Origin of the sequence: Homoserinimonas sp. OAct 916 (assembly GCF_003260275.1) — a bacterium.
Classification (GTDB): domain Bacteria; phylum Actinomycetota; class Actinomycetes; order Actinomycetales; family Microbacteriaceae; genus OACT-916.
The window spans coordinates 26,724-39,543 of record NZ_QJHB01000010.1 but is presented as its reverse complement, the minus strand read 5'-3'; the positions used below and the strand labels follow the sequence as shown (position 1 = coordinate 39,543).

At 65.6% G+C, this 12,820-nt stretch carries 13 protein-coding genes; 10 read left to right on the top strand and 3 right to left on the bottom strand.

Features of this window, described 5'->3' with window-relative positions; genetic code table 11:
* Positions 1–46 precede the first annotated feature (46 nt).
* From DL891_RS12565 to DL891_RS12555, 3 genes are read left to right on the top strand one after another with little or no spacing between them, the layout of a single operon-like run.
* A complete protein-coding gene (locus DL891_RS12565; protein WP_111720786.1) occupies positions 47–649 on the top strand; it encodes a histidine phosphatase family protein in 603 nt (200 codons plus the stop codon).
* A gap of 59 nt (positions 650–708) precedes the next feature.
* On the top strand, positions 709–1,554 hold the full coding sequence (gene dapB / locus DL891_RS12560) for a 4-hydroxy-tetrahydrodipicolinate reductase (RefSeq protein ID WP_111720785.1): 846 nt from the start codon (positions 709–711) through the stop codon (positions 1,552–1,554).
* A complete protein-coding gene (locus DL891_RS12555) occupies positions 1,551–2,012 on the top strand; it encodes a hypothetical protein (RefSeq protein WP_111720784.1) in 462 nt (153 codons plus the stop codon). Before dapB ends, DL891_RS12555 begins: the two co-directional genes overlap by 4 nt.
* A gap of 49 nt (positions 2,013–2,061) precedes the next feature.
* On the opposite strand, the gene DL891_RS12550 is transcribed toward DL891_RS12555, so the two are convergent.
* Positions 2,062–2,976: a TIGR01777 family oxidoreductase gene (locus DL891_RS12550; RefSeq protein ID WP_111720783.1), complete on the bottom strand. Its 915-nt coding sequence runs from the start codon at positions 2,974–2,976 to the stop codon at positions 2,062–2,064.
* A 167-nt stretch (positions 2,977–3,143) separates the two neighbouring features.
* On the opposite strand from DL891_RS12550, the gene DL891_RS12545 reads away from it, so the two are divergent.
* Together DL891_RS12545 and DL891_RS12540 are read left to right on the top strand one after the other, a co-directional pair.
* Positions 3,144–3,953, top strand: coding sequence for a thymidylate synthase (locus DL891_RS12545; protein WP_111720782.1), 810 nt, complete (start codon positions 3,144–3,146; stop codon positions 3,951–3,953).
* Positions 3,950–4,486 (top strand): dihydrofolate reductase, encoded by a 537-nt coding sequence (locus DL891_RS12540; protein WP_111720781.1) that lies wholly within the window; start codon positions 3,950–3,952, stop codon positions 4,484–4,486. Before DL891_RS12545 ends, DL891_RS12540 begins: the two co-directional genes overlap by 4 nt.
* Here DL891_RS12540 and DL891_RS12535 read toward each other — a convergent pair.
* Together DL891_RS12535 and DL891_RS12530 are read right to left on the bottom strand one after the other, a co-directional pair.
* Complete coding sequence (locus DL891_RS12535; RefSeq protein ID WP_232819157.1) at positions 4,471–6,267, bottom strand: SulP family inorganic anion transporter; 1,797 nt, start codon at positions 6,265–6,267, stop codon at positions 4,471–4,473. The genes DL891_RS12540 and DL891_RS12535 overlap by 16 nt on opposite strands.
* The gene (locus tag DL891_RS12530) at positions 6,264–6,752 is read right to left on the bottom strand and encodes a metalloregulator ArsR/SmtB family transcription factor (protein ID WP_111720780.1); all 489 of its coding nucleotides are present in this window, start codon (positions 6,750–6,752) and stop codon (positions 6,264–6,266) included. Before DL891_RS12530 ends, DL891_RS12535 begins: the two co-directional genes overlap by 4 nt.
* 116 nt (positions 6,753–6,868) lie before the next feature.
* Between DL891_RS12530 and dapA the strand changes: the two genes are divergently transcribed.
* The 5 genes from dapA to DL891_RS12505 all read left to right on the top strand — a co-directional run bounded on the left by dapA (position 6,869) and on the right by DL891_RS12505 (position 12,777).
* Positions 6,869–7,858: a 4-hydroxy-tetrahydrodipicolinate synthase gene (gene dapA / locus DL891_RS12525; protein WP_232819156.1), complete on the top strand. Its 990-nt coding sequence runs from the start codon at positions 6,869–6,871 to the stop codon at positions 7,856–7,858.
* A gap of 8 nt (positions 7,859–7,866) precedes the next feature.
* The gene (locus DL891_RS12520; RefSeq protein WP_111720779.1) at positions 7,867–9,543 is read left to right on the top strand and encodes a ribonuclease J; all 1,677 of its coding nucleotides are present in this window, start codon (positions 7,867–7,869) and stop codon (positions 9,541–9,543) included.
* Between the two features lie 143 nt (positions 9,544–9,686).
* Positions 9,687–10,859, top strand: coding sequence for an efflux RND transporter periplasmic adaptor subunit (locus DL891_RS12515; RefSeq protein ID WP_111720778.1), 1,173 nt, complete (start codon positions 9,687–9,689; stop codon positions 10,857–10,859).
* Positions 10,856–11,554: an ABC transporter ATP-binding protein gene (locus tag DL891_RS12510; protein WP_111720777.1), complete on the top strand. Its 699-nt coding sequence runs from the start codon at positions 10,856–10,858 to the stop codon at positions 11,552–11,554. The genes DL891_RS12515 and DL891_RS12510 overlap by 4 nt, the downstream gene beginning before the upstream one ends.
* Positions 11,551–12,777 (top strand): ABC transporter permease, encoded by a 1,227-nt coding sequence (locus DL891_RS12505; protein WP_111720776.1) that lies wholly within the window; start codon positions 11,551–11,553, stop codon positions 12,775–12,777. The genes DL891_RS12510 and DL891_RS12505 overlap by 4 nt, the downstream gene beginning before the upstream one ends.
* Positions 12,778–12,820: the final 43 nt, after the last annotated feature.

Sequence of the window (12,820 nt, the reverse complement as noted above, 5' to 3'; positions counted from 1 at the left end):
ACATGTCATGACGGCGCGCGTCAGCGCCACTAACGAAAGGACGACGATGTCCCGCTACCTGTACCTTGTTCGCCACGGCGAGCAGCAGGACGCCGAACACGGGCTGCCCGACGGCCCGCTCTCCGCACGTGGGGAACAACAGGCTCGCCTCATCGCCCACCGACTGGCTGGGGTTCCGTTCACCGAGGCGTGGCATTCACCGCTGAAACGAGCCAGTGAGACCGCCCAGATCATCACTCAGAACCTGCCGGGCATCACCTCGCGCCCGTCCGCGCTGCTGTTCGACTGCATCCCATCGGGGCCCACTCCCGATATGCCGAAGAACTTCGAGTCGTTCTTCGGCTCCTTCACCCAGGCGGAGTTGGAAGCCGGCGAGGCCCAGATGGATGACGCGGTGGCCGAGTTCATGGCGCCGACCGCCGACGAACGCCACGACCTGCTCATCACGCACAACTTTGTGATCGCCTGGTTCGTGCGGCATGCGATGGATGCGCCCGCGTGGCGTTGGCTCGGCCTCAACCAGGCCAATTGCGGCCTGACGATCATTCGGTTGCGCACCGCGAGGCCACCCATGCTGATCATGCACAACGGAACCAACCACCTTCCATTCGAGTTGCGCACGGGAACCCCAGAGCCTCAACGGGTGTGAAGCCGGGCTCCCGGGCTCCCGGAAAACTGGGTGCCCCGGGTGCTTGGTAGATTGGTCGAATGAGAACTTCGGTCGCCGTGGTCGGCGCAACGGGCACCATGGGGCGGCTCATCTGCAGCGTCATCGACGACTCCGCTGAATTCGATCTGGTTGCTCGCCTGTCCTCCGCCGACCACTTGGATGAGATGCTGAAAGCAGAGGTCGTCGTCGACGTCACCTCGCCGACAGCTTCGCAGGCCATCGTCGATCATGCAATCACGCACGGCAAGAAGGTGCTGGTCGGAACCTCGGGATGGTCGGGCGCTCGCATCGCCGGGCTGCGTGAACGGCTGCACGACGTACCGGCCGGTGAGACCGCCGGCGGCGTGATAATCGTGCCCAATTTCTCGATCGGGTCGGTCGTCGGCCAAGCGCTGGCACAGGTGGCCGCGCAGTTCTTCGACTCGATCGAGATCGTCGAGACCCACGGCCAGGCCAAGGTCGATTCGCCATCGGGAACCGCCGTGCGCACAGCAGAGTTGATGGCGGCGGTGCGCGGGCAGCTGACGATCGATTCCCCCAACGTCGACCAGCCGGCAAGGGGTATTCAGGTTGCGGGAACCCCGGTTCACAGTCGGCGGATGGCGGGCATCATCGCCCAGCAGGACGTGGCATTTGGCGGCACGGGGGAGACGCTCTCGGTGCGACATGACACGTACTCCACCGCATCGTACGAGACCGGGATACTGCTGGGACTGCGCGCGGTGCGCACAGCGACCGGGGTGAGCGTCGGGTTGGACAGTGTGCTTTCGGTGCCCCAGGCCCTCAGGCGTGTGGCCGATGCTTCGGAGACTGGGCCAGCGGGTCGCGGTGGCGACGGAGCCGTGAGTGCTGGAGCTCGTGCCCCGGGGCTCGGCGACCGATGAAGGGGAAGATTGCCGCCTGGGTGATGGGGATACTGCTGGCCCTGTACCTGGTGCTAGTGGCGAACCGGGCCCTGAGCCTGATGGTTTCCGGCGATGCGGTCGGTGTGGTGATGGGTGTGGCACTGTTCGTTCTGCCGATCATCGGTGCGTGGGCGCTCGGCCGTGAGTTCCTGTTCGGTGCCAGCGCCGAACGACTGGTCAGGCAACTGGCTGACGAGGGTGCGCTCCCCGGAGAGGACCTGCCGAGGCGCGCGAGCGGGCGCCCCATCCGCGGAGCTGCCGATCAGGTGTTCCCGGCCTACCGGGATGAAGCTGAGGCGTCGCCCACCAGCTGGCGAGCCTGGTTCCGTCTGGGTCTTGCCTATGACGCCAGCGGTGACCGGCGGCGTGCCCGGCACGCGATCCGGCACGCGATCGAGTTGGAGAAGAGTGAACGGCGCGGTTCGGTCACCGGCTGAGGCGGTCATCGACGACCACGCACGACACGATCACGCAGGGCGTCGTCGATCAGCGTCGGGGCACGACCGCGTCGATCGCTTTCTCCACCGTGCTGTGGCGAAAGCGAAATCCATCGGAGCGTAACCGTGCGGCACTGACGCGCTGGTCGGCCAACAATAATTCACGGCCGGCTTCGCCGAGTGTCACAGAGATGGCCGGGCGCGGCACCGTCAGAAGATGTGGCCGGTGCAGGCGTTCCGCCACGTGCCGCGTCACCTGGGAGGCGACGGCCGGTTCCGGGCCGACCAGGTTCACGGGGCCGGACAGCTCGGAGGCGAGCAGGTGCACGATCGCCGCCGCCTCGTCGTGCAGGCTGATCCACGGCCAGTGCTGTTTGCCTGACCCCATTCGCCCGCCGAGGCCCGCGCGGGTCAGCATCGTGATCGGCCGGAGTGCACCGCCCGCGGCGATCACCAGACCAGTGCGGAAGGTGACCACGCGAACACCGGCAGGTGCGGTGTGGGCGGCGGCCTCCCAGTCCGCGGACAGCTGCGACAGGAAACCACTGCCCCTCGCCGAGTTCTCGGTCAGCTCCTCATTGGGGCGGTTGCCGTAGTAGCCCACGGCGGAGGCGTTCAGAAGGGCGCCGGGAGGCGTCGCCGCCCGGGTCATCGCCCGTGTCAGCGTGTGCGTCGCATTGAGGCGGGACAGTACGAGGGTGCGCCGGTAGCCGGGAGTCCACGGCAATCGGGAGAGGGAGGCGCCGGAGAGGTTCACCACCGCGTCGGCCGACCCCACGAATCCGGTGTCGATCTCTCCCGCCTGTGGGTCCCAGCGGCTCTCATCATCGCCGTTTGGCTCGCGGCGCACCAGGGCGAGTGGAGTGTGCCCCGCGATGCGCAGTTGCTCGGTCAATTCGGTGCCGATCATCCCGGAGGCTCCGGAGACCAGCACGCGCAGACGCTTCGGCTCTCGATCAGACATGGCAGACCTCCTTGTTGATGATTCCCCCATTCTGCCGTGTCGGGTGGATCTTCTGACACCGACCGATGCCCCGTCGAGCCGACTGTGTTCTCAACTGCTCAGCACTCACGGGAGTGGCCGGGTGGGAACGTGGAGCAGAAGGCGGGCGGGCCGCTAGCATCGAGGATATGACTCAGGCCATCCCCACCCCGTATGAAGACCTTCTTCGCGACACTCTGGCGAACGGCGTGCAGAAGACTGACCGCACCGGCACTGGAACCCGCAGCGTCTTCGGTCGGCAGATCCGGTTCGACCTCGCCGCCGGCTTTCCGATGGTCACGACGAAGCGGCTGCACTTCAAGTCGATTGCGTACGAACTGCTCTGGTTCCTGCGGGGTGACAGCAACGTCACCTGGCTCAGGGACAAGGGTGTCACGATCTGGGACGAATGGGCGGATGCCGACGGGGAACTCGGCCCCGTTTACGGCGTGCAGTGGCGCTCATGGCCGACGCCGACCGGTGAACCCATCGACCAGATCGCTGATGTCATCGAGCAGATCAGGACGAACCCGGATTCCCGGCGCCTGATCGTTTCTGCGTGGAACCCGGCGGATATCCCGCAGATGGCATTGCCGCCCTGTCACGCGCTGTTCCAGTTCTATGTGGCCGATGGCAAACTCTCCTGCCAGCTCTACCAGCGAAGCGCCGACCTCTTCCTCGGCGTTCCGTTCAACATCGCCAGCTACGCGCTGCTCACCCAGTTGATTGCTGCCCAGACCGGCCTCGCGCTGGGTGAATTCGTCTGGACCGGAGGGGACTGCCACATCTACGACAACCACGTCGACCAGGTCACCGAGCAGCTCTCCCGGGAACCGTTCCCCTCGCCAACGCTGCGCATCACCCACGAACGCGCCAGCATCTTCGACTACGAGTACGGCGACCTGGCGTTGGAGGACTACCGGCATCACCCTGCAATCCGCGGGGCGGTGGCCGTATGAGCGGGGACGCTCCGGACGGTGCCGTGGGCATCGGGTTGATCTGGGCGCAGTCTGACGGCGGCGTGATCGGTCAGGGTGGGGTCATGCCGTGGCACCTGCCCGAAGACCTGGCCCACTTCAAAGAGGTGACCCTGGGCTCGCCAGTGGTGATGGGTCGCAAGACCTGGGACTCCCTGCCCGAGCGATTCCGGCCACTGCCGGGGCGGGCCAACATTGTGGTGACCCGAGACCAGACCTGGCATGCGGATGGGGCGACGCGGGTGCACTCGGTGGACGAGGCACTGACGCTGGCCGAGGCAGAACTGCCAGGCGGCGGCGAGATCTGGGTGATCGGCGGCGCTCAGATCTTTGACGCGGTGATCGACCGGGCCGACCAGGTGCTGGTGACCGAGATTCAAGCGGTGTTCGACGGTGACACCGTGGCTCCGTCGATCGGCGACCGCTTGCGTCTCGCCTCGAGCGAACCGGCCGCCGGCTGGCACACGTCACGTACTGGCCTCGAATACCGTTTCCTTCGCTACGAACCGCGCTGATCGGACGAGTCTGGTGGCTCCGCGACCGTGGGCTCCGCGGCCGTGGCGGCGGTCACCGTCGGGATGCTGCCGGTGCGAGGCTTCGCAGCGGCCTTCTCGGCGAGCAGCGCGCGCGCGTAGGCGATAGCGGCTGGCGTGTCGGGAAACACACGACCCATTGTCCGCAGGTGCGAAGCCACCCCGAGGCCGCGCAGCAGGCGCGTATGCTCCGGCTGTACCCCGGAGGCGAGCACGATGATGCCGCGCTTCTCGAGCCGTTTGATGGCGTCATCCAGAATTCGTGCGCCAGTGGCGTCCAGCGTGGTGAGCCGCGACATGCGCAGGATCACCACATCGACGGTGGCGACTTCGGTCAGCTCCAGCAGGAAGCGGTGTGCGACGCCGAAGAACAGGGGACCGTCGAGACGGTAGGCGACGATCCGCTCGGCCAGCAGCGACCGCTCCTTCGCGCTGTCTCCCGGATCGGTCTCGAGCGGAACCTGTTCGAGCTTGGCCGACTTCGCGATCGAGCGAAGGATGAGAAGAACCGCGACCGCGAGCCCCACGACCACGGCGGTCACCAGGTCGATGGCGACGGTCACCGCGAAGGTCAGCAGGAGTACAACGGCGTCGGTGCGTGTCGACGTGAGCAGCGCCCTGATGGAGCCGAATTCGATCATCTGCACCGAGACGGCGAGCAGCACTCCTGCCAGCGCCGCCAGCGGAATCTTCGATACCAGGTCTGTACCGAAGAGGACGATCAGGGCCAACACGGCCGCGTGGCTGACACTGGCCAGTCGGGAGCGCGCGCCAGCACGCACATTCACTGCCGTGCGTGCGATCGCAGCCGTCGCCGGAACTCCGCCGAACATCGGAGCCACGAGGTTGGCCAGGCCCTGCCCGAACAGTTCCCGGTCGGGATCGTGTTGCTCGCCCACACTCATCGAATCGGCAACCGTGGCGCACAGCAGGCTCTCCAGGGCGGCCAGCGCGGCGATTGCGAGCGCTGACGGCAGGAGGTCGCCCATCCGGTTCAGGTCGAAGAACGCCAGAGACACCGAGTTGAAGCCAGACGGCAACTCGCCGATGCGGGGAAGAGCCCACGGCATCAGCTCCGCGGCCGCTGTGGCCACCACCACCATGATCAGGGTGAAAGGAATTATCGGCATCCAGCGGGCGCCGATGAGGATCACGGCCGCGACAACGAGAGCGAAGATCACGGGGACCGGGTTCGGGGCGGCGATGAACTCCAGGAACGATTGCCAGGCGAGGGACCACACCTTCTCCTCGTTGCCCGGCGCGAGGCCGAAGATGTTGGGGAACTGCTGAAGCACGATCACGACGGCGATTCCGGCGGTGAAACCCTCGATCAGCGAGGTGGGGAGCAATCGCACGTACTTGCCCATGCGACTCACCGCCATGATCAGCAGCATCACCCCGGCCATCAACCCGGTGAGCAGCACCCCCTCAACACCGAACCGGTACACCACCGGCACCAGCACCACGGTCATCGCCCCCGTCGGGCCGGAGACCTGAAGGTTGCTTCCTCCGAAGATGGCGGCCAGGGCACCGGCGATTATGGCGGTCATCAGCCCGGCCTGGGCCCCGAGGCCGGAGGCGACGCCGAACGCGAGGGCGAGCGGCAGAGCCACCACAGCGACCGTGACCCCGGCGATGATGTCTCTGCCCGGGCTTCGTTTCACTGCCTCCCAGTCGGCACGCTGCGGCAGCAGGCTGCGCAGGTGGCGGGCTGTCTGAGCCGCTGCAGCCCGTGTGGCGCCCACGGTGGCTTTTGTCGTCACAGTGAACCCGGCAGGGACATTGCGCCGGTTTCGGACACCGCGTCTGTTTCGGACACTGCGTCTGTTTCGGACACTGCGTCTGTTTCGGACACTGCGTCTGTTTCGTTCACGGAGTCTGACGCGGATACCGCGTCGGGCTCGGACAGGTCGCCGGCGTCCTGCAAGCCGGTGAGCAGTTCTTGGGAGTTCTCCAGACTGGTCACGAGCATCCGGCGCGCCAGTGTCAGAAGCGCCGCGATCCGTGAATCACGCAGAGAGTAGTAAACCGTGTTGCCCTCACGCCGGGTGTCGACCACGCCGGCTCGCCTGAGCACAGCCAGCTGCTGCGACAGGTGCGAGATCTCCAGACCGACGTCGTCTGCGAGCTCGCCGACCGAGCGCTGGTTGGAAACCAGGATTTCGAGCACGCGGATGCGTGCCGGGTGGGCGAGGGCTTTGAACAGTTCAGCTTTGAGCGCAGCGACGGGATATTCTGTGGGAGGCATTCCTCAATAATATGAGCATTTGATAAATATCTCAAATAGTTAATCGGGACTCGCCTGATGGCGCAGATTCTGGCGGATGCGGTCGCGACGCGCCCCCACCCGCTAACCTGTATCACGTGACGAAAAGCGACACCCCCATTCAGAACCCGTTCGGGCAGGTACTCGTTGCCCTGGTTACCCCGTTCACGGCCGACGGCGAAGTCGATTGGCCCGGAGTCGAGAAGCACATCGATGACGTGATCAACCGCGGTGCCGATGGCATTGTCGTCTCGGGCACCACCGGCGAGACGAGCACCCTCACCGACCCGGAGAAGATCAAACTCGTCGAGGTGGGCAAGTCGGTGGCCGACGGGCGGGCGAAGATCATCACCGGCGGCGGCTCCAATGAGACCGCGCACGCCATGCAATTGGCCAGGCAGTCAGAGAAGGCCGGCGCCGACGGGAACCTGGTCGTCACCCCCTACTACAACAAACCCACCCAGGCCGGCGTGCTCACGCATTTTCGGATGATCGCCGATGCGACTGATCTGCCGATCATCCTGTACGACATTCCCGGGCGGACCGGCATTCCAATCACCTACGAGACGATCCTGAGGGCAGCCAAGCACCCCAATATCCTCGCCATCAAAGACGCCAAGGGCGATCTCGCCGAAGTCAGCCGGGTGCTCAACCAGACCGACATGCTCTATTTCTGTGGTGACGACGCGCACGTTCTGCCCAGTCTCGCGATCGGGGCGACCGGCATGATCGGCGTCACCAACAACATCGCTCCCGGCCCCTATCGGGACATGATGGACGCCGTGAACGCCGGCGACCTCGCCACGGCGATGGCCGCCCACAAGAAACTCGAACCGCTCGTGCGTGCCACCATGACCCACGTGCCCGGCACCGTCGCGACCAAATACATCCTGCACGGCCTCGGGCGGATCGCCAGCCCCCGGGTGCGCCTGCCGCTGGTGGGCCCCGAAGAGTTCGAGGCCGCCCAGATCGAAGAGGATCTCGACCTCGTGCGCGATCTCGCCGGTGCAGACTTCAGTAACTTCCGCCCCGACCGCAACGCCGCCGCCGGCGGTGCCCTGCCCAAGGTCGCCGGCACCACACGCTAGGAGGCCTCGTGCCCAGTACCGTTTACGACCCAGCCCCGCTCCAACCCGGAACCCTCAGGGTGACCCCGATCGGTGGGCTGGGTGAGATCGGTCGCAACATGACCACGTTCGAGATCGACGGCAAGATCCTGATCGTCGACTGCGGGGTGTTGTTCCCCGAGGAGCACCAGCCCGGCGTCGATCTGATCCTGCCCGACTTCTCGCCCATCCGCGACCGGCTCGACGACGTGGTGGGCATCGTGCTCACCCACGGCCATGAAGACCACATCGGTGCGGTGCCGTACCTGCTGAAGCTCAAGCAGGACATCCCGTTGATCGGCTCGGGGCTGACGCTCGCCCTGATCGAGGCCAAGCTCAAGGAGCACCGGATCAAGCCGTTCACGATGACGGTGGCCGAAGGGCAGATCGAGGAGATCGCCGGCTTCGAACTCGAGTTCGTTGCGGTGAACCACTCGATCCCGGATGCTTTGGCCGTGGCCATCCACACTGATGCCGGCTCGGTGCTGCACACCGGTGACTTCAAGATGGACCAACTGCCGCTCGACGGACGACTCACCGACCTGCGCGACTTCGCCCGCCTCGGGGAGGAGGGCATCGACCTGTTTCTGGTTGACTCCACCAACGCCGACGTTCCCGGGTTCACGCCGACCGAACGTTCGATCGGCCCCGTTCTCGACGACGTGATCGCCCGCGCCCCGCGCCGCGTGATCGTGGCCAGTTTCTCCTCCCATGTGCACCGGGTGCAACAGGTGCTCGACGCCGCCCACGCCAACGGCCGCCGTGTTGCCCTGCTCGGGCGCTCCATGGTGCGCAACATGACCATCGCCGCTGAACTCGGGTACCTCAAGGTTCCAGAAGGCGTGTTGATCGACTTCAAGAAGGCCGACAACCTGCCCGACGACAAGATCGTCTACATGTCGACCGGTTCACAGGGGGAGCCGATGGCCGTGCTCTCCCGCATGGTCAACCAGGAGCACCGCATCGAGGTGGGCACCGGAGACACCGTCATCCTGGCATCCAGCCTCATCCCCGGTAACGAGAACGCCGTGTACCGCATCATCGACGGACTCACCAAACTGGGTGCCAACGTCGTGCACAAGGGCAACGCGAAGGTGCACGTGTCAGGCCACGCGGCCGCCGGCGAACTGCTCTATGTCTACAACATCGTGCAGCCCAAGAACGTGCTGCCGGTGCACGGTGAATATCGGCACCTGGTGGCGAATCAGCAATTGGCCATGCAGACGGGTGTTCCCGAGGAGAACACCATCCTCGCCGAGGACGGCACCGTCATCGACCTCAAAGATGGGGTGGCAACCGTCGTCGGGCAGTTGGACCTCGGTTTTGTCTACGTCGACGGTTCGACCGTTGGTGAGATCACCGACGCCGACCTCAAGGACCGCCGGATCCTCGGCGAAGAGGGTTTCATCTCCATCATCCTGATGGTGGAGCGAGGCACCGGCAAGGTGATCGTCGGCCCGGAGATCCACGCGCGTGGTTTCGCCGAGGATGACAAGGTGTTCGACAGCATCAAGCCGAAGATCGTTGCGGCGGTCGCCGAAGCGGTGCAGAACGGCGTGCACGACCAATACGCGCTTTCGCAGGTGGTGCGCCGCGTGGTCGGGCGTTGGGTGAACACCAGCTTCCGCCGCCGTCCGATGATCGTCCCTCTCGTGATCGAGGCGTAGGGCGGCGCAAACACACCCATAACGATTGGGCAGATGTGACGACCGGCGGGCGAAACACCGGTTAGTCTGGCATTTCTCCCAGCATGCCCGGGGGATGCAAGTTCTTCAATAATCAGCTGTGTCCTTTCGACGTGAGGTGTGCCTTGGGCGTTGCCAAGAAGTGGGTCTTCCCGATCATCCGGCTTGTGCTGCTTGCAGTTCTGGTCGTCGCGTTGGTCAAACTGGCGTTCTTCGCCGACAGTGCGGAGGCCCAGGACCCCACTTTTCCGACCGGTGAGATCACCCAACCGCAGGTTCAGGTGACCGTCGGCACCATCGTGAACAGCGTGAAGGTGACCGGGCAGGTGGTCGCCGATGCGGCCGTTCCGGTTCGCGCGACCGGCGCGGGTACCGTCGACGAGGTGTTCATCACCGAGGGCAAGCCCGTGAAGAAGGGCGACAAGATCTTCGACATCCGGGTCGAGACCATGCCCGGTTCGGTCGCGAGCGCGTCTGTGCCTCGCAACATCTCCGGTGGCTCCGACGGTACCGGCGGACACGGCGAAACGGGCGGCTCCGCGGTGAATGGCGGGTCGGGGGGCACCGTGGTCACCCCGCCACCCCCGCCCGTGTACGTCGAGCCGCAGCCGATCGTCACCTTCGCCAAGGTCTATGCACCGGCCGACGGCATCCTCAGCTCCCTCACTGTGATTCATGGCCAGATGCTCGCCGTCGGCGATGTGGCCGGCCAGGTGGCCCCACCGACGTTCTCGGTGACCGGCTCCATGACTCCGGAACAGTTGTTCGGCCTGGTCGACGAGCCCGACCAGGCCGAGATCACGATCGCCCACGGCCCTGCTCCATTCACGTGCACCGGCCTCGAGATCACCACCCCTCTCGCCGGGGCACCCACGGGCGAGAGCACCGCCGAGAGCGGAACCGTGGTGCGTTGCGCAGTGCCGGCCGACATCAGGGTCTTCGCGGGGTTGTCGGCGGAGATCACCATTCCGGGCGGCACCGCGGAGGGCGTTTTGACGGTGCCGACCACGGCGGTCAAGGGTTCCAGCCAGAGTGGGATCGCCTGGCTCATACTGCCCGATGGGACGACCCAGGAGACGGAGGTCTCGCTGGGATTGAACGACGGCTTCACCGTGGAGATCGCCGGTGGCCTGGCCGAGGGCGACACCGTGCTCGAATTCGTGCCCGGCGCGGTGCCTGTCGACCCGTGGGCGGGCTGGGAGCCGGGCATGCCTGAGCCGATGCCCAACCAGTTCGGTGGGGAGGACTGCTTCCAGGAACAAGACGGCAGCACGACGTGCGTGAGCGTGGAAGGATGAGCCTGATCCGGCTCGAGCAGGTCACGCGAACCGTCGAACTGCCCGACTCCGACCCGCTCACCATCCTGAGCGGCATCGACCTGGAGGTGTCGGTCGGCGACCGCATCTCGGTGGTCGGCCGATCGGGTTCCGGCAAATCGACGCTGCTGAATGTGCTCGGGATGCTGGACAGCCCGTCAACCGGGCAGATGCTGTTCGAGGGGCGCCCGGTGTCGACGTTCTCGTCCGGCCAGCGTGATCGCATCCGCGGACGAGACCTCGGTTTCATCTTTCAGCAGTTCAACCTGCTGCAGGGGCGCACCGCATTGGAGAATGTGGCGACTCCGCTTTTGTACGCGACCGGTCGGCAGTTCTGGCAGCGTGACCGCATCGCACTGGAGATCCTCGACAAGGTGGGTCTGGCCGATCGGGCTTCCTCGATGCCGGAACAACTCTCCGGTGGTGAGCAGCAGCGCGTCGCGATCGCCCGAGCGCTGGTGCGGGGGCCTCGACTCATTCTCGCCGACGAGCCCACCGGGGCACTCGACATCGAGACCGGCGAGCAGGTGATGGCGTTGTTGGATGAGGTGGCGAAGGAGTCGGGGGCGGCGCTGGTCACGATCACTCATGATCCGAAGATCGCCCAGTTGGCCGACACCCACTATCATCTGGTCGGCGGGGTACTGAGCGCGGTCGATCAGTCGGTGATGACATGAATGCGTTCTTCACGGGTATCGTCGGGGCCTTCGTCGAGGCGGCCCAAGAACTGCGTATCCATCGCACCCGGGTGCTGCTCTCCCTCGTCGGCGTGGCCGTGGCCGTCTGCGCCTTGACCGTCGTGGTCGGTGCCGGGGCGATTGCCCAGCAGGCGACCGTGGAGATCAGCGAACGATTCGGCGGCCGACCGGCATCCCTGGCGCTTCAGGTGAACATGGCCGACGGCACCCAGCCGCCGAAGGAAATGATGGACAAGGCCTGGGCGGATGCACTCGACCGATATGCCATCAGCTATGCCAGCCGCAACACGCAGGCCTCGCAGAATGTGCAGTTCGTCGACGGCGTGAGCATGGTCCAGGTGCAGGCTGTCGACCCGGAGTTCGGCCCGATGCGGCGCATCCTGTTGGATGACGGCGTCTGGTTCGCCGACGATGATGCCCAAAGACTCGCCCCGGCCCTGGTCGTCAACGAGGTCTTCTGGCAGCGGTTGGGCGCGCCGGCATTGAACACGAACCCGACGGTGACGCTGCTCGGTGCAGACCAGAACGCCCTCGGTGTGGTCATCGGCGTGTATCCCACCAACATGTGGGACACCGAGCCGGCGATGTACATGCTGTACGACGGCTATGTCGCCCTGGCCGACACGGAGGCGCAGGCCAACCTGTGGACGGAATATTCCCTCTGGGTGCCGCCCGAGATCGCCGAAGAGCTGCGGGTGAGCCTCGAAAGTGACTTCTCCGGTGCGCTGGGTGAGGGTGCCACAGCGACTGTCTATCGCAGCGATATCGGGGCCCAGGGCCAGGAAGACCCGTTCCTCGCGGTGAAGCTGGTGATCGGCGGCATCGCCGGTCTGGTGCTCGTGCTCGGTGCCCTCGGTCTCGTCAACATCTCACTGGTCACCCTCAAGCAGCGCATCCGTGAAATCGGTGTGCGGCGCAGCTTCGGAGCCACCAGCGGCCGAATCTTCTTCGCGGTGATGATGGAGAGTGTCGTCGGCACGATCGTTGCCGGCGCGGTTGGTGTGGTCGCGGCGATCCTGATCGTGCGGAGCCCCTGGTTGATCGAAGTGCTCGGACAGGGCATGCTGACCGACCTGCCCCCATTCCCGATCGAGGCCGCGATCATCGGCATGGTGGCGGCGACCGCCGTCGGCGCGTTGGCCGGCCTCCTTCCCGCTCTTGTCGCGGTGCGTGTGAAGGTGATCGACGCCATTCGCTTCTAGACGTCGGCGCCGAACGCAATGGCCGCGTATAGGTGACACTCGC